The organism is Microbacterium sp. NPDC064978, from assembly GCF_044543605.1.
In the GTDB taxonomy this organism is placed as follows: domain Bacteria; phylum Actinomycetota; class Actinomycetes; order Actinomycetales; family Microbacteriaceae; genus Microbacterium; species Microbacterium meiriae.
Genome location: NZ_JBITWF010000005.1, coordinates 102,050 through 118,629 on the forward strand (window position 1 = coordinate 102,050; position 16,580 = coordinate 118,629).

Below are 16,580 nucleotides of genomic sequence, written 5' to 3' on the forward strand. Positions count from 1 at the left end.
ATCAGAGCGACGGCAGGACGACCAGGTGCCGCTCGGTCGCTCCGGCTCGCTCCCCCTCGACCCGTGTCTGCCCTGGCGCGACGACCGCCGCGCTGAGCCCCTGCACGCGAGGCTCCGGCAGCCCGACCAGCCGCACGTCGACGAGGAGGTCGCCGCGGTTCCCCGCGATCCGCCAGCGCAGCTCGGCCTCCGTCGCCGCGGCCACCACGCGATCGGGGAACGGGTCCTGCTCCGCGCGGAATCCGCCGATCTCCTGAACCTGTGCCGCCAGCCGGGCATCGCGGACGTCGGCCGGGATGTCGTCGAGCACATGGTCGGCGAGGAACGGGTACGTGGCGGCGGGCCCTCCCGAGCGGATCGCGACGTCGAGAGCCTGCGCGGCGGCGACCGTCTCCGCCCACGGGTGCAGGACGGCGGAGGGGGCGTCCGTCCGTTCGAGCAGCTGCTGGAGCGCGGCGCCTGCGATCCGCCGGGCGCCGAACTCGTCGGAGTTCCCGAAGGCGACGACGCCGATGCCGCTGGCCGCGTGCCAGCGCATGTGCGCCGAGAATCCGGGAAGACCGCCGGAGTGCTGCACGATCCGCCCGAACCGCCGGTCGTCCTCGACGAAGAGGCCGTAGCCGTAGCCGGCCCCCGCAAGGTCGCGCCCGTCGAACATCGCCGACGGCACCGGGATCGGGGTGCGGGCCTGCTGCAGCTCCCGTCGCGACGCCGGAGCCAGCACGTCGGGCGCCAGCGGGTCGTCGGTGAAGGCCGAGCCGAGGAACCACATCCATCTCGCGATGTCGTCGACTGTGCTGAACATGCTGCCGATGCAGCCGAGCGCGCCCGACCCCACGAACGGCTCGGGGCGGAACGTGGTGCCGTCGTCGAACGTCCGGAACCCGCCGGCCAGCGTCTCCGGCGCGAAGCCGTCCGACACGTGTGCCGTCCGGCGCAGCCCGAGGGGCTCGAGCAGGGTCTCCCGGATCACGTCCTCCACCGTCCGCCCGGTCACCGCTTCCACGACGCGGCCGAGCAGCGACTGTCCGAGGTTGGAGTACTGGTAGACGGTTCCCGGCACGGCTGCGAGAGGCACCCCGCCCGCGAACAGGGCGGCGATCTCGGCCCGGGAGGCGCCGAGGTGCCGATCCACCCAGGCGTTGTCCTCCCCTAGACCCGAGCGGTTGGAGAGCAGCAGGTCGCCCGTGACCTCGACTGCGGCACCGCGGTGCCGCAGTCGGACATCGGGCAGGTAGGTGCGGATCGGCGCGTGGAGGTCGAGCAGACCGCGGTCGCGCAACGAGAGCACGGTGGCGGCGAGGAAGCTCTTGGACATCGACGCGATGCGGAAGACGGTGTCCCGCGTCGTCGGGGCCTCATCGGCGCGGGGATGGCCGTGGGTGAGCACTGCGCGGACGCGCTCCCGTTCGGCCACCGCGGCGATGGCGGCCGGGGCGGCACGACGTGCGCGCTCGTCGAGGCCGTACTGGAGAGCTTCCGCGGCGGTCTCCGTCGTGACGAGGAGACCCGCATCCGCAGACGTCACGCCGGGACCTCGGCGCGCACCTCGTCGGCGAAGGCCTCGATGAGCGCGCGGCTGGCCGCGGTGTTGTGGTCGTGCACGCGCTCGGCGGCGGCGATGAGGGCAGGAAGCGAGCGTCCCTCTCCCCGCAGCGCCGCGTCGTCCCACCGCGCGAGGTCGGCGGCGGAGGCCTCGGGGTGGAACTGCACGCCGCGCACCCGCGCTCCTAGACGGAAGGCCTGGTTCTCGACGGCCGCGCTCGACGCCAGCAGCACCGCCGCGGGTGGCAGCCGCGTGATCATGTCCTGATGGTTCTCGATCATCGGAGCCTCGTCACCCAGCGCCGCGAACACGGCGTCCGTGCGTCCGGCCGCGGTCGGACGGATGGGGGTCGCGCCGCGCTCGATCGGTCCGGTCTTCTCGGCGACCTCGCCGCCGGCCACGTGGGCGAGCAGCTGACCTCCCAGACAGATGCCGAGCGTGGGGAGGTCGCGGGCGATGGCCTCCGCGGCGAGCGCCCGCTCTGCCGCGAGCCACGGTGCACGGTCATCGTCGTCCGGCATGAACCCGCCGCCCAGCATCACGAGTCCTGCGTAGCCGTCCAGGGAGGTGGGCAGCGGCTGCTCGGCTCCCACGATCTCGTCGATGTCGATCGCCTTCTCCCGCAGCCAGGTGCCGAGGCGACGCGGGCCGGAGCTCGCGGAGTTCACGATCACGAGGACGCGCGGGGTCACAGCGCCCCCTCCCGCATCGTCGTGTCGACCGCCGGCGCGAGTGCGGCCGCGGCGGGCTCTCCTGCGCTGCCCGCGAGGAAGGCCTCGTGGTCGGGGTCGGAGGCCTCCAGCACGCGGAGGACGTTCTCGTGGGCCGCCGCCCGGAGGTCGTCCTCCGACCAGCCGCGACGCCGCAGCTCGGCGAACAGGGCCGGATACCCCGAGACGTCGCCGAGACCGTCCGGCATCGCATCGGAGCCGTCGAAGTCGGCACCGATCCCGACCGCATGCGCGCCCGCCACGCGCCGCACATGATCGAGGTGATCGGCGACGTCGGCGACACCGACGCGCGGGGCCTCTCCCTCTCCCCCGGCCTCCCACCAGTCGCGGCGGGCCTGCGAGACGAACGTGGGCACGAACGGCACCATCACGACGCCGCCCTGCCCGCCGACCGCGGCGAGCACGTCGTCCGGCACGTTGCGGGGGTGGTCGCACAGGGCGAAGGCGCCGGAGTGGCTGACCATCACCGGGCGCGTCGTGACCTCGAGCGCGTGCCGCATCGTCGTCGGAGCGACGTGCGAGAGGTCGACGAGCACACCGATGCGGTTCATCTCGCGCACCACCTCGCGTCCGAAGTCCGTCAGACCGCCGTGGCGCGCCTCGTCGGTCGCGGAGTCCGCCCAGGCGATCGTCCGCGACCAGGTGAGGGTGAGATACCGAGCGCCGAGACGCGCGAACTGCCGCAGCACGGCCAGCGATCCGCCGAGCTGGTCGCCGCCCTCGATGCCGATGAGCGAGGCGATCCGCCCCTCGGCCATCGCCGCACGCACGTCGGCCGCCGTCCGAGCGATCGCGAAGCGCTGCGGGTGTGCGTCGACGAGCCGGTGCACGAAGTCGATCTGCTCGAGCGTGGCCACGACCTGCTCCGCCCCCTCCAGCACGGGATCGACCCAGACCGACCAGAACTGGCCGGCGACCCCGCCCGCGGTCAGTCGCGGCAGGTCGGTCTGCGTGGCCGCCACCGACCCGGCGAGCTCCGCGACCCGGTAGCCGAGCAGCGTCCTGCTCGCCCAGGCGAGATCGTTGTGGCCGTCGATCACCCGATCGATCGGCAGGTCCTCGTCGACCATCTCAGTCCTCTCGTCCATCCAGCACCGCGTTCATCCGCGCGGTGAGAGCGGGGTCCACGCGGCGCGCGACGCCGTCCAGCTCCCGCACGGGCACGGCGCCGCGCGTGCTGGAGCAGAGCCACAGCGTCTCCGCCCGCTCCAGATCGTCCCGCACCAGCGGACCGATGCGGGAGGGCATGTCGGCGAGTCCTACGAAGACGTCGGCCTGGGTCGTCCCGGGGAGCACCCCGTGCTCGGGCGGTGGCGTGACCAGCGTCCCGTCGAGCAGCGCGATCAGCGTCGACCGCGGCCCTTCGAGCACGAAACCGTCGGCGCTGACGAAGATGACATCGTCCGCGCCCCGGCTCCGCGCCTCCCGCAGGGCCGCCTGGTTCACCGCGTACGCGAGGGATTTCGCCCCCTGCAGCAGCCAGGGCGCCGTCGCCATGACGTCGTGCCTATATCCGCGGTCGAGGACCACCGCGGAGACGCCCCGCGCGCGGACGGCCTCCGGGTCCTCGCCCGCGAAGCCCAGCACCCACCCCGTCGGCCCGGCCGGGTCGATCTCGTCCCCGCGGGTCATCGCGAACTTGATCGAGGCGATCTCCCCCTCGCGGAGCACTCCGGGACGGGACACCTCGACGGCTGCGTGGCGCACCGCCCGTGCCCACCGCTCGCGGCGTGGCACGGGCAGCCCCAGGAGCTGCGCCGAACGCTCCAGTCGTGCGAGGTGCGCTTCCAGGGCCTGCGGCCTGGCCTGACGCACGACAGCGGTCTCGAACACGCCGTCGCCGCGGGTCACACCGAGGTCGGTCGCCCGGATGATCGGCTCCCGCGGGTCGACCGGGTGGATCCCGCCCTCCGCGCCCTCGTCGGCGAGATCGAGCCGGTACAGCAGCAGTGCACGCATGGGATTCCGCTCTCGCAGGTTCGGGGGCCGGTCAGCCCGCGGTCAGGACGGCCTCGGGGGCCTCGGCCGCGGAGGAGTCGAAGACCCGGGACGCGTCACGGGCGATGCGCTCGGCGAGCACCTCGTGTCCGATCCCCGGTCCGGTGGGGACCGTGACCCGGCCCGCGACGGCCGTCACCGGAGGGGTGATGATGTCGGACTCGTAGTACTTGTCCGAACCCGACACGTCCGACGGGAGCAGGAAGCCCGGAAGCGAGGACAGCGCGACGTTCGCGGCCCGCCCGACGCCGAACTCGTGCATTCCCCCGCACCACACCGGGATGCCCGCATCGCGTGCCATGTCGTGCGCGGCGCGGGCGACGGTCAGCCCGCCCATCCGCGACACCTTGATGTTGAGGACCCGCCCTGCACCCAGCCGGATCATGGTCCGCAGGTCGCCGAGGTCGACGACCGACTCATCCAGGCACACGTCCGTGTCGAGCCGCGCCTGCAGATCGGCGTGGGCCACGAGATCCCGCGGCGCGAAGGGCTGCTCGATCATGGTGAGCGCCTCACGGTCCAGGCGCCTGAACACCTCGGCCGCCCGGTCGTCATCCGCGTAGGCGCCGTTCGCATCCACGTGGAGGTCGAGGTCGGGGAAGGCACCGCGCACCGCGCGCACGGGTTCCACATCCCACCCCGGAGCGATCTTGAGCTTGACGCGCGGGTAGCCGGCCGCGCGCTGCAGCTCGACCTGGGCGAGCAGCTCGTCGATCGACGGCTCGATGCCCAACGACACCCCGGCGACGACCTCGTCGCGCGTCCCGCCCAGGGCCGCGGCGAGCGCGATTCCGCGCATCCGGGAGGACAGGTCCCACACCGCTCCGGAGAACCCGGCCTTCGCGAACTCATGCCCGCGGACGCGTGCCCACGACGCCTCCAGAGCCGCCGGCTCGTCCCCGTCCGCACGGAGCAGCGCGGGCACGAGGTAGCGCGTGGCGATCTCCCACGCGGTGACCGTGGTCTCCGCGCCGTAGAACGGATCGCTCGGCGACGCGATCTCCCCCCAGCCGGTCTGCCCGTCGGCATCGGTGACCTCGACGAGCACGTGCTCGATGCCGGACTTGCGGTGCGAACTCGTCTCGAAGCTGTGACGCAGCGGCTGTCGAAGGGCGAACAGCCGGACGCGGACGACCCTCACGCGTCCTCCTCGGTGCGGGGGCGCGGCGTCTCGGGGCCGTAGAGACCCAGCCGTGCCACCAGCCGGTCCCGTTCGGCCAGCCGCCTCCGCGCGCCCTTCGCGCTCGCCGTGGTGAGCGCACTGAGCAGGTGGCACACCGCCGCGACCGGGGTCGGGGAGTCGGCATACGAGGCGGATCCGGTGCGCACCCGGATGAGCGAGGTCGCGATCGATGCGAGCGGGGCGTCCTCACTGTCCGTGATGACGACGAGCTGACCCCCGGCTTCATGGAAGAGCCGCCCGAGCCGCACGGTCTCCTCGCGGTAGCGCCGCAGGGAGAACGCGATGAGCACGTCGCTGGCCCGCACGTCCGTGAGCACGGTGAGCGGCTGCAGCGCGTGCCCGTCGACGAGGAACACGTTCGACAGCGTCGCCGAGAGATCCGCATTGAGCAGTTGCGCGTACGCCGCCGCCTTGCCCTCGCCTGCCACATACCGTCGTCGGGCACCGAGCAGCAGCGCGGCGGCCTGCGGGACCTGGGCCGATCGGCTGAGCTCCTCGAAGGTCTGGGCGAGCGTGCGCTGCTCGGTCTCGATGATCCGCGCCTGGATGCTCTCGGCGGAGAGGTTGGTACGGATGCGCTCGCCGTAGCGGTCCCGCGGAGAGACGAGGTCGCGATCCTCCTGGTCGTGGTCGTGGTCGTTCATGCCGTGCCCTCCCCGGGTGTCGCGCGGTAGACCGCCGTGTCGTCGTCGAGGCGCACGGCCCCGACGAGGACGTCCCCGCGGCGGAACGCCGCAGTCATCGTCCGCTCCAGATCCCGCCGCAGCACCGCACGATCCTCGGCGTCGAGCTCGCCGGGGCGGGTCGGGATCGCGATCCAGGTGCCGCCGTCCGCCGCCACGGCTCGCCCCCGGTCGTCCGGCCCGAGCTCAGGCGGGACCGGGAGGGTGCGGCGGGTCGGGTGATCGGCGGCGTCCAGATCCCAGGAGACCACCAGGCGGTCGGTGTCGGGACGGGCGTAGTAGTCCCGTTCGTACGCGATGCCGACGGCGCCGAGCGAGCTCAGGTTGAAATGGGCGTTACGCGAGAGCAGCGGATCGAACGTCCACCGCATCGTCCGCTGCCCCCAGCGCAGAGCCACCGCGCGCTGCGCGAACTTGAGTGCCTGGCCGACGCCCCGCCCCTGGTGCGCGGCGTCGACGGCCGCCGCCTGCGAATAGTGGAACGACGCACCGGCGGTGTCGCAGCCGGCGAAGCCGTAGGCGAATCCGATCAGCGTTCCGTCGTCGGCGAAGGCGCCGACCGCGGAACCACCGTTGCGGGCGAGGGCGGTGAGCAGGTTGGCGTTGAGCGCGTACTCGTTCTCCGTGTAGGCGAAGACGCGGGCGTACAGCGCGGCGGCCTCACGGAACTCGGCGTACTGGGTGAGTTCGCGGCAGCCGTGGGCGACACCGGCGGCCGCCGAAGAAAGAGGCACGATACGTTTCCTAAGATCGAGAAGTCCTGCTGCTCTGAGCGATGCTATCGGCGGGTTGCGGGGTGATCAAGGGGCAAGATACGGTTCGTAACCGTGACGACTCCTTCGGCAGTGCGCGACGCGGACCATCCTTCCGACGACATCATCGCACTCGTGCGCGAACTCGTGCTGCTCGAGACGCCGAGCCGCGACGTCGAGGCGAGCGGCCGTATCGCCGACCTGCTGTCCGCGTGGTTCGCCGGCGTCGGCGGCACCGTCCAGCGGGTCCCGCACGAGCTCGGGACAGACCTCGTCATCGACGTCCCCGGCACCGGAGACCCGGTGCTCCTCATCGGCCACACCGACACCGTGTGGCCGGTCGGCACGCTGGCGGACGACCTGCCATGGAGCGAGGAGGGCGATGTCGTGCGCGGCCCCGGCTCCTACGACATGAAAGCCGGCATCGTCGTGATGCTGGAGACGCTGCGCCGCCTGCAGCCCCTGCCGCTCGCACAGCGGCGCGCGGTGCGGATCGTGCTGGTCGCGGACGAGGAGATCGGCTCGCCGGTCTCGGGCCCCCTGCTCGCGGAGCGGGCTCGAGGTGCGGCCTGCGCCATCGGGTTCGAGTCCCCGCATCCCGACGGCGCCCTCAAGGTCGGCCGCCGCGGCAGTGCCCGGGTGCGCATCGCCGTCACCGGACGTGCGGCCCACGCCGCGCTCGACCCGGAGCACGGCGTCTCGGCGATCGACGAACTCGTCGACCAGCTCCTGCGGGTCCGCGCGATCGTCGCCGACCCGGATCTGCCGAGCCCGGTGCTCTGCAACGTCGGGGTCATCGACGGCGGGGCGCGCACCAACGTGGTGCCGGCGCAGGCCGCGGCCGAGATAGGACTCCGCTTCCTCGACCCGGACTCCGAGGAGCGCGTCCTCGCCGCTCTCCGCGGTCTGACCCCCGTGCGCCCTGGCGCCCACGTCGAGGTCGCCGTGCTCAGCGCCCGACCCGCCTGGCGTGCCTCCGCGGCGGACGCCACCTTCCTCGCGCGGATCGCCGAGGAAGGGGCCGCGCTCGGCCAGCACGTCGACGGCCGCCCCGCGGCCGGCGCGGGCGACACCAACCTCCTCGGCGGCCGCGGGCTCCCGACGGTCGACGGCTTCGGCCCGCGGGGTGGCGGCGCGCACGCGGTGGACGAGCACTTCCTGCGTTCCTCCCTGCACGAACGCATCGCGCTCCTGCGCGCCGTGCTCACCATCCCGACGGAGTGACGATACGATTCCGGTTCCCGCGCCCGAGCGGAACCGACCCGGGATACGTTCCGGATGTCTGGGACGTGTGACTACCGTCCGCCTCGGCGATCTCTCCCGGCGCATCCTGGCATCCGCGTGTTTCCGCCGTGTTACACCCCCTCGACGGCCGGCGATCTTTCCGGGTGTCGGCACTTTTCTTCCGCGATACGCATCGAATGTCTTGACCGCGCGGCCGTCTTCCGCTTGCATGGTCAGCACCGACCCGGCTTCACTGTGGATCCGGGCGGCGCCCGAAGGGACCTTCCATGCGTCTTGCCCCCCGCTCCAGAACCGTGCGAAGTCTGACCGCCGCCGCGATCGCCTCCGCGCTCCTCATCGCCGCTCCGGTCGGTGCCGCCCAGGCGCAGTCCGTCAGCGCGGCCACCGAGTCCCCGGCGTCCGAGACGACGCTCCGGATCGCCACCTCCGGATTCGTGGACACGTTCAACCCGTTCATCTCGATCTATCTGACGCCGACGAACATCATCCGGTACGTCTACGAGTCGCTCGTGCAGAACGACGCCGAGGACGGCTCCCCCACGAAGGGCCTCGCGGACTCCTGGGAGGCGACGGACGGCGGCCAGACGTGGACCTTCACCCTCCAGGACGACCTCGTCTGGTCGGACGGTGAGCCCATCACCTCCGCCGATGTGAAGTACACGTACGACCAGATGATGACGGTCCCCGCCCTCGGCACCGCCAACGGCAACCTCGTCTCGAACTTCGACACCGTCGAGACCCCCGACGACAAGACCGTCGTGATCACCCTGAAGACGCCGCAGGCCCCGAACCCCGGCTCGGAGATCCCGATCGTCCCGAAGCACATCTGGGAGGCGGTCGACGACCCCACCACCTTCACCAACGACGCCGACGTCGTCGGCTCCGGTCCGTTCGTCCTCGACAGCTACTCGGCCAACCAGTCCATCGTGCTGAAGGCGAATGAGAACTTCTGGCGCGGCGCCCCCAAGATCGACGCGATCCAGTACGTGTACTACACGAACTCCGACGCCCAGGTGCAGGCGCTCAAGGCGGGCGACGTCGACCTCGTCACCGGCCTCACCCCGACGCAGTTCTCGGCGCTCGACGGCGTCGACGGCGTCACCACACACTCCGGCGAGGGCCGCCGCTACCACTCGATCAGCATCAACGTCGGTCAGCAGACGCGCGACAACGTGCCCTACGGCACCGGCAACGCCGCGCTGAAGGAGCTCGAGGTCCGCCAGGCCATCCGCCTCGGCACCGACACGGCCACCCTGCTCGACAAGGTGCTGGACGGCGAGGGCACGCTCGCCACGAGCTTCATCCCGGCGTCCTTCCCGAAGTGGCACCTCTCCGACGACGACGACGTGATCGTCGGCTTCGACCCCGAGGCCGCACAGGCGAAGCTCGACGAGGCCGGCTGGGTTCCCGGCGCGGACGGCATCCGCGAGAAGGACGGTCAGCGCCTGAGCCTGCGCCTGCTGACGGATGCGGACGATGCCAACGAGCAGTCCATCTCCGACTTCTTCGTCCCGTGGATGAAGGACATCGGGATCGAGATCACGGTCGAGTCCACCGACTCCGACACGATCAGCGCGAAGGCCACGTCCGGCGACTACGACCTGTACTTCAGCGGCTGGTCGGTCAATCCCGACCCCGACTACCAGCTGGGCATCAACACCTGCATGAACCTGCCGACCGCGACCGACGGCACCGGCGGCACCACGCAGGACGGGTACTGCAACCCGGAGTTCGACGAGATGTACGCCGCGCAGCGGTCCGAGATCGACCCGGAGAAGCGCCAGGAGATCGTGCACGACATGCTCGCGCTGAACTACACCGACACCGCGCAGGTCGCGACCTGGTACGCCAACTCGCTGGAGGCCTACCGCTCCGACCGCTTCACAGGCTTCACCCTGCAGCCGAAGGACGGCGGCATCATCGCCAACCAGGCCGGCTACTGGGGCTACCTGACCGTCGAGCCCGTCGAGGGGGCGACCGCCGGCGGCACCGGCACGAACACCGGACTCATCATCGGAGGCGTCGTGGTGGGGGTGGTCCTGATCGGAGGACTCATCTTCTTCCTGATCCGTCGCCGCAACATCGCCGACGTCGAATGAGTCCGGCGAGACGCCGCGGGTGGCGGGCTTCCGCCCCCGCGGCGTCTTCCGGTCCGCTGTAAGGAGACCCCCATGTCCAACGCGGTTCCCCCGTCCACCTCCGCCATCGCGACGAGCGCCGCGGCCGAGGAGCAGCCGAAGGGCGTCGGCGCCCTCCGCTACTTCCTGGTCAAGCTCGGCGGCGCGGCCATCAGCCTGGCGATGGTGATCCTCCTCGGATTCTTCGCCTTCAAGATCCTGCCGGGCGATCCGGTCGCCTCGATCGCCCGTGAGCGCGGCATGAGCGCCGAGCAGGCCGGCCAGCTACGCGAGCAGCTCGGCCTGAACAAGCCCCTGTGGCAGCAGTTCGTCGACTACCTCGGCAACGTGTTCACCCTGAACTTCGGCACGAGCTACGTCTACCGCACCTCCGTGTCCGAGCTCATCGGCCAGTACTTCTGGAACACGATCCTCCTCACCGGCACGGCGGCGATCATCGCGATCGCGCTCGGTCTCTGGCTCGGGCAGAAGGCGGCCTGGAAGCACGGCTCCACCTTCGACCGCATCGTCTCCGGCACCTCGCTCGTGTTCTGGTCGGTACCGACCTTCTGGCTGGCGCTGCTGCTCCTGATGATCTTCGGCGGCACGCTGCACTGGTTCCCGACCGGAGGCATGGTCTCCCCCAACCCGCCCACCGATCCGGTCGGCGCGGTCCTGGACGTGATCTCGCACATGGTGCTCCCGGTCATCACGATGGTCGCGGTCGTCTACGCGCAGTACCTGATGGTGATGCGCAGCTCGCTCCTCGAGGAGATGGGCGCCGACTACCTCACGACCGCGCGGGCCAAGGGCCTCAGGGAAGACCTCGTCCGGCGTCGGCACGCCGTCCCCAACGCCCTGCTGCCGACCGTGACGCTCGTCTTCATGCACATCGGCGGCCTCATCGCCGGGGCGGTCACGGTGGAGACGGTGTTCTCCTGGCCCGGGCTCGGGAAGCTGACCTTCGAGGCCATCTCCGGACCCGACCTCCCGCTCCTGCAGGGCACCTTCGTGGTGTTCTCCACGATCATCATCGCGATGAACCTCATCGCGGACCTCATCTATCGTCAGCTCGACCCGAGGGTGAGGCGCGCATGACCACGGCATCCCCGACCATCCGTTCCCCCCGTGCTCTGGCGTGGCACCGCCGCGGCACCGCGTTCGTCGACTTCTGCCGGCAGTTCGCCCAGCACCGGGCGGGCATGGTGGGCCTCGTCTTCCTCGTGATCGTCGCGCTCATCGCGATCTTCGCCCCCGTGATCGCCCCCGCCAGCATGCTCGACGTCACGAAACTCGTCGACGTGCAGCGCTTCGCCCCGCCGTCCTGGGAGCATCCCCTCGGCACCGATCATCAGGGTCGCGAGATCTGGGTCCGCATGGTGTGGGGCGCCAGGGTGTCCCTGCTCGTCGGCCTCGCCGCCACGGCGATGTCGATGATCATCGGCACTCTCGTCGGCCTCTCGGCGGGCCACTTCACCGGCTTCTTCGGCGGGCTGATGATGCGCATCATCGACTTCTTCCTCGTGCTGCCGTCGCTGATCCTCGCGATCGTGCTGTCGTCGGTGCTGAGCCGCGGCGTCTGGACCATCATCATCGCGATCGGCCTGACCTCGTGGGCCGGTACCGCCCGCGTCGTCCGCGCGCAGACCCTCTCCGTGGAGTCGCGCGACTACATCGAACGCTCGCGGGCCCTCGGCGCCGGGCACTGGCACATCATCATGAAGCACCTCCTCCCCGGGGTGCTGCCGCTCGTGCTCGCCAACACGACGCTCACGGTCGGCTCGGCGATCATCTCCGAATCCACCCTGGCGTTCCTCGGCCTCGGCGACACCACGCTGCAGTCCTGGGGCTCGATCCTGAAGAACGCGATGGACGTCTCCGCGGCGACCAGCGGCTACTGGTGGTACGTGCTCGTGCCCGGCATCGCCATCGTCCTCGTCGTGCTGTCGTTCACCCTGATGGGCCGTGCCGTCGAGAACATCACCAACCCGACGCTGAGGAGCCGCTGAGATGCCCGACCTGATCTTCGACGACGTCTCCATCACGTACCGCACCTCCGGGCGGTCCGGTCGGGACGAGGTGGCGGCCGTGCGCAACGTCTCGCTCACCCTCCCGGCAGGGCAGACCCTCGGCATCGCCGGCGAGTCAGGCTCCGGCAAGTCCACGCTCGCCATGAGCGTGCTCCGGCTCCTGCCGCGCAACGCACGTCTCAGCGGCCGTGTGCTGCTGGGCGACGAGGATGTCGCCTCGTTGTCCTTCGGGCAGCTGCGCGCCGTGCGCTGGGCGCAGACGTCCATCGTGTTCCAGGGCGCGATGCACTCGCTCAACCCGGTGCGCACCGTCGGCTGGCAGCTCCTGGAGGCGCTCGAGCTGCACGCCTCGGAGCGTTGGAAGGGCGAGAAGGCACGCAGAGAACGCGTGCGCGAACTGCTCGACATCGTCGACCTGCCGCAGCAGAAGAGCGAGTCGTACCCGCATGAGCTCTCCGGCGGCCAGAAGCAGCGCGTGATGATCGCTATGGCCCTCGCCTGCGATCCCGAGGTCATCATCGCGGACGAGCCGACCACCGCGCTCGACGTGATCGTGCAGAAGCAGATCCTCGACATGATCTCCCGGCTCGTGGCCGAGCGCGGCATCTCGATGCTCATGATCAGCCACGACCTGTCGGTGCTCGCCACGGCGTGCGACCGGATCGCCATCATGCGCGACGGGGAGCTGGTAGAGGTCGGCGAGAGCTACGCCGTCTGCACCACCCCGCAGGAGGCGTACACGCGTCAGCTCGCCGACGCCTTCCCCACGATCGGCGACCCGGCCTCGCGGATGGCCCCGGTGACCCGGCACGGTCGTGGCGCGGACGAGGTGCCGGAGATCACGCACGGCGACGAGGTGCTGCTCGAGGCGCGCGGCGTCAACGTCACCTACCGCTCTGGCGGACGCCCGGTGCACGCGGTCCGCGATGTCGACCTCTCCGTGCGCAAAGGCGAGATCGTGGCGCTCGTCGGCCAGTCCGGCTCGGGCAAGTCGACCCTCGCCCGCGCGCTGATGGGCTTGCAGCCTGCCGACCCGGGGTCGCAGATCCGCTTCGACGGCGCACCCCTTCCGTCGAAAGGACGCGACCTCGCGCGATTCCGCTCGCAGGTGCAGCTCGTGCTGCAGGACCCGTGGGCCGCGCTGAACCCGAAGCACAGCGTGTACGAGTCCGTCGCCGAGGGGCTGCGTGTGCAGCGCTTCCCCGGCGACGAGCGCGAACGCGTGGCGCAGAGCCTCGCCGACGCGGAACTCACCCCGCCGGAGCGCTACTTCGGCGCCATCCCGCAGGAGCTCAGCGGCGGGCAGAGGCAGCGCGTCGTCATCGCGGGGGCCCTCGCCGTGCAGCCGCAGATGCTCATCGCGGACGAGCCCGTCGCCTCGCTCGACGCGTCCGTGCGCGGGGAGATCCTCGGACTCCTGCTGGAGCTGCGCCGCCGCCTCGGGCTCTCCGCCCTCGTCATCACGCACGACCTCGGTCTCGCCTGGAACATCGCCCACACCGTCGCGGTGATGTACCACGGGCAGATCGTCGAGCACGGCCCCACCGAAGAGGTGCTGCTGAACCCGCAGCACGAGTACACCAGGCACCTGCTGTCCGCGGCGCCGCGCATCGAGGAGAAGACGGCATGAGCGTCACGACGGAGGCGGCGGTGTCGCCCTATCTCGACACAGCGCCCCTGCAGCCCGGCGACACCGTGGCGATCGTCTCGCCCTCCGGTCCCGGTAACGAGGAGAACACCCAGCGCGCCGTCGGCTACTACGAGTCCTGGGGCCTGAAGGTCCGGGTGGGAGAGCATGTCCTCACGCCGCACCCGCGCGCGTCGTACCTTGCGGGGCCGGACGAGCTCCGCCGCGCCGACCTCGTCGACGCCTGGCTCGATCCCGAGGTGGACGCCGTCGTCACGGCCCGAGGCGGCTACGGGGCCCTGCGCCTCCTCGACGGCATCGACTGGGCCGACATGCGCCGAGGCGCGCTGCGCAAGGACGGACGACCGAAGCTCCTCACGGGCTCGTCCGATGTGACCGCCCTGCACGAGACGTGGCGCGCGCATCTCGACGTCGCGACGCTCTTCTGCCCGATGGCGGGCAACAACGTCTTCCGCGACTCGGAGCAGGTGCGCGACGACGTGCAGCGCTGGCTCTTCGAACCCTGGCGGGGGCGGGAGCTCATCGGCCCGAAGACCGAGATCATGACGCCGGGTCGCGCCGAGGGACGCTTCACGGGCGGCAACCTCAGTCTGCTCGCCGCCGGACTCGGCGCCCCGGAGGCGGACGTCCCCGCCCCCGGCATCCTTTTCCTGGAGGACATCACCGAGGAGCCGTACCGCCTCGACGGCTTCGTGACGCAGCTGCGTCGGGCAGGCCGTCTGGCGCAGGCGACGGGCATCGTGCTCGGCTCCTGGCATGAGTGCGGCGACCTCGACCTGGTCCACGCGCTCATGCGGGACGAGTTCCAGGACGCCGGCGTCCCCGTGCTGTGGGAGCAGGGCTTCGGCCACGACCCGCACGCCCTCACCATCCCGCTCGGTGTCCACGGGGTGCTGGACGCGACCGGCGACGAGCCCCGCCTCACGGTGGGACGGCCATGATCGCTCTTCCGCCGCTCGACCCCCGTGTCACCTGGTCGATCCGGCTCGTCGACGCCGGCGGCGGGGAGACCCTGGCCGAGCACGAGCCGCACAGGCAGTGCGAGACCGCGAGCATCGGCAAGATCTTCCTGCTCCTCGAGGTCGCGCGCCGGCTGGAGGCGGGCACGCTCGCCGCGGACGACCGGATCGAGATCCCGGACGAGCACCGCGTCGAGGACTCCGGACTGCTGTACCGCATGCACGATCAGCGCATCACGGTGCACGACGCGGCGCTCCTCGTCGGTGCGGTGAGCGACAACCTCGCCACGAACGCGCTGATCCATCTCTGCGGCCTGGAGGAGGTGCGGGCCGTCGCCCCGGCCCTCGGGTACCGCGACACCGCGCTGCACGATTACATCCGCAACGAGCGCACCCCCGACCTGCCCTGGACGCCGTCGTTCGGCACCGCGGCCGAGCTGTCCGACGTGATGCGCCGTCTCGGCGCCGGCGAGGCGTTCTCGCCTGGCGTGAGCGCCCGGGTGCTGGACTGGCTCGCCTCCGACACCGACACGTCGATGACCGCCGATGCCTTCCTCCTCGATCCGCTCGCCCACGTCGAAGCCGAGTATCAGGGGATGATCCTGCGCCACAAGACCGGCAGCGTGGGCTTCGCCCGCGTGGACGTCGGGCTGCTGCGGGGCCCGGAGGCCGCCGTCGCGTATGCGGTGGCGGCGAACTGGAAGGACTCCGCGGCCGACCTCCGGGCGCCCGTGCTCGACGGCATGCGCGCCGTCGGCGAGCTCATCCGTGCGCACGTGACCGGGCGTGCACGGGACGAGGAGGACGCATGAGCGCTATCGACGTGGAGCTCCCCGACGAGAACGGCACCGTGTGGTCGGTGCTCGTCCAGGACATCGACTCGGGCGAGGTGCTGCTGCGCCATGACCCGGAGACGGTGCAGGACACCGCGAGCGTGGGCAAGATCTTCCTCCTGCACCGGCTCCTCACCGAGGTCGACGCGGGCACGCGCACCCTCGAGGACCGGGTCACCCGGCGGCCGGTCGAGGCCATCGAGGACTCCGGTCTCTGGTACCTGCTCCAGGCATCCGAGCTGTCGCTGTACGACGTGGCCGCTCTCATCGGAGCGGTGAGCGACAACGCCGCGACCAACACGCTGGGTCGCGTCATCGGCATCCCGACCGTGCAGGACCACACCCGCGCGCTCGGCTACACCGCCTCCGCCCTCGACGACATCGTGCGGTGGCCGATCCCGCCCGGCGCACCCCGCACGCTGTCGCACGCGAACGCCGCGGAACTCGTGCGCTTCATGTCGCGGCTCGCCGACGGCACCGACCTCTCCCCCGCCTCGGCCGACACGCTGCGCCGCTGGCTGGGCGCGGGCATGGACCTGTCGATGGTCGCCTCGGCGTTCGACCTCGACCCGCTCGCGCACTGGGGCTTCGACCGCGGCGTCTGGGTGCTGAACAAGACCGGCACGATCTCCCGCGTCCGCGCCGACACCGGGATCGCGATGTCCCCCACCCGCCGGATCGCCTACGCCGTGCTGGCCAACTGGGACAGAGGAGCCGACGGACGCGGTCCGGTGCTGGCCGCGATGCGTCGCATCGGCGAGGGCATCCAGGCCGCGCTCGCCGACTGACCTCGGTTCACAACTCAGGACATCCGGTGTCGGTCGGTACGACGCGCCGCTCCCGCGGCGCCGCCGA

The 16,580-nt window shown here is 71.2% G+C and carries 15 protein-coding genes; 8 read left to right on the forward strand and 7 right to left on the reverse strand.

Annotated features, from left to right (window positions below):
* Position 1 precedes the first annotated feature (1 nt).
* Genes ACIGJI_RS15990 through ACIGJI_RS16020 form a run of 7 tightly spaced genes read right to left on the reverse strand, consistent with a single transcriptional unit; the run spans position 2 to position 6,875 of the window.
* The gene (locus ACIGJI_RS15990) at positions 2-1,528 is read right to left on the reverse strand and encodes a serine hydrolase domain-containing protein (RefSeq protein ID WP_363447256.1); all 1,527 of its coding nucleotides are present in this window, start codon (positions 1,526-1,528) and stop codon (positions 2-4) included.
* A complete protein-coding gene (locus ACIGJI_RS15995; RefSeq protein WP_366244597.1) occupies positions 1,525-2,238 on the reverse strand; it encodes a type 1 glutamine amidotransferase in 714 nt (237 codons plus the stop codon). The genes ACIGJI_RS15990 and ACIGJI_RS15995 overlap by 4 nt, the downstream gene beginning before the upstream one ends.
* Positions 2,235-3,365, reverse strand: a complete 1,131-nt coding sequence (locus tag ACIGJI_RS16000) for a dipeptidase (protein WP_363447260.1) — start codon at positions 3,363-3,365, stop codon at positions 2,235-2,237. Before ACIGJI_RS16000 ends, ACIGJI_RS15995 begins: the two co-directional genes overlap by 4 nt.
* Entirely contained in the window at positions 3,349-4,236 is an 888-nt protein-coding gene (locus ACIGJI_RS16005) for an aminotransferase class IV (protein WP_363447263.1), read from the reverse strand. The genes ACIGJI_RS16000 and ACIGJI_RS16005 overlap by 17 nt, the downstream gene beginning before the upstream one ends.
* A 31-nt stretch (positions 4,237-4,267) precedes the next feature.
* Positions 4,268-5,416 carry an o-succinylbenzoate synthase gene (menC, locus tag ACIGJI_RS16010; protein WP_363447265.1) on the reverse strand — a complete coding sequence of 383 codons (1,149 nt, stop codon included), beginning with the start codon at positions 5,414-5,416 and terminating at the stop codon, positions 4,268-4,270.
* Positions 5,413-6,102 (reverse strand): MurR/RpiR family transcriptional regulator, encoded by a 690-nt coding sequence (locus ACIGJI_RS16015; RefSeq protein ID WP_259954571.1) that lies wholly within the window; start codon positions 6,100-6,102, stop codon positions 5,413-5,415. Before ACIGJI_RS16015 ends, menC begins: the two co-directional genes overlap by 4 nt.
* Positions 6,099-6,875, reverse strand: a complete 777-nt coding sequence (locus ACIGJI_RS16020; RefSeq protein WP_363447267.1) for a hypothetical protein — start codon at positions 6,873-6,875, stop codon at positions 6,099-6,101. Before ACIGJI_RS16020 ends, ACIGJI_RS16015 begins: the two co-directional genes overlap by 4 nt.
* 93 nt (positions 6,876-6,968) lie before the next feature.
* On the opposite strand from ACIGJI_RS16020, the gene ACIGJI_RS16025 reads away from it, so the two are divergent.
* From ACIGJI_RS16025 to ACIGJI_RS16060, 8 genes are all read left to right on the forward strand, one after another.
* A complete protein-coding gene (locus ACIGJI_RS16025; protein ID WP_187661719.1) occupies positions 6,969-8,117 on the forward strand; it encodes a M20 family metallopeptidase in 1,149 nt (382 codons plus the stop codon).
* 314 nt (positions 8,118-8,431) lie between these two features.
* Complete coding sequence (locus ACIGJI_RS16030; protein WP_280564029.1) at positions 8,432-10,237, forward strand: ABC transporter substrate-binding protein; 1,806 nt, start codon at positions 8,432-8,434, stop codon at positions 10,235-10,237.
* A gap of 72 nt (positions 10,238-10,309) precedes the next feature.
* A complete protein-coding gene (locus ACIGJI_RS16035) occupies positions 10,310-11,353 on the forward strand; it encodes an ABC transporter permease (RefSeq protein ID WP_363447270.1) in 1,044 nt (347 codons plus the stop codon).
* Positions 11,350-12,264: an ABC transporter permease gene (locus ACIGJI_RS16040; protein ID WP_082758500.1), complete on the forward strand. Its 915-nt coding sequence runs from the start codon at positions 11,350-11,352 to the stop codon at positions 12,262-12,264. The genes ACIGJI_RS16035 and ACIGJI_RS16040 overlap by 4 nt, the downstream gene beginning before the upstream one ends.
* A 1-nt stretch (position 12,265) precedes the next feature.
* On the forward strand, positions 12,266-13,915 hold the full coding sequence (locus tag ACIGJI_RS16045; RefSeq protein ID WP_363447273.1) for an ABC transporter ATP-binding protein: 1,650 nt from the start codon (positions 12,266-12,268) through the stop codon (positions 13,913-13,915).
* Positions 13,912-14,874 carry an LD-carboxypeptidase gene (locus tag ACIGJI_RS16050; RefSeq protein WP_363447276.1) on the forward strand — a complete coding sequence of 321 codons (963 nt, stop codon included), beginning with the start codon at positions 13,912-13,914 and terminating at the stop codon, positions 14,872-14,874. Before ACIGJI_RS16045 ends, ACIGJI_RS16050 begins: the two co-directional genes overlap by 4 nt.
* Positions 14,871-15,704 carry a serine hydrolase gene (locus tag ACIGJI_RS16055; RefSeq protein ID WP_363447278.1) on the forward strand — a complete coding sequence of 278 codons (834 nt, stop codon included), beginning with the start codon at positions 14,871-14,873 and terminating at the stop codon, positions 15,702-15,704. The genes ACIGJI_RS16050 and ACIGJI_RS16055 overlap by 4 nt, the downstream gene beginning before the upstream one ends.
* Positions 15,701-16,513, forward strand: a complete 813-nt coding sequence (locus ACIGJI_RS16060) for a serine hydrolase (protein ID WP_363447280.1) — start codon at positions 15,701-15,703, stop codon at positions 16,511-16,513. Before ACIGJI_RS16055 ends, ACIGJI_RS16060 begins: the two co-directional genes overlap by 4 nt.
* Positions 16,514-16,580: the final 67 nt, after the last annotated feature.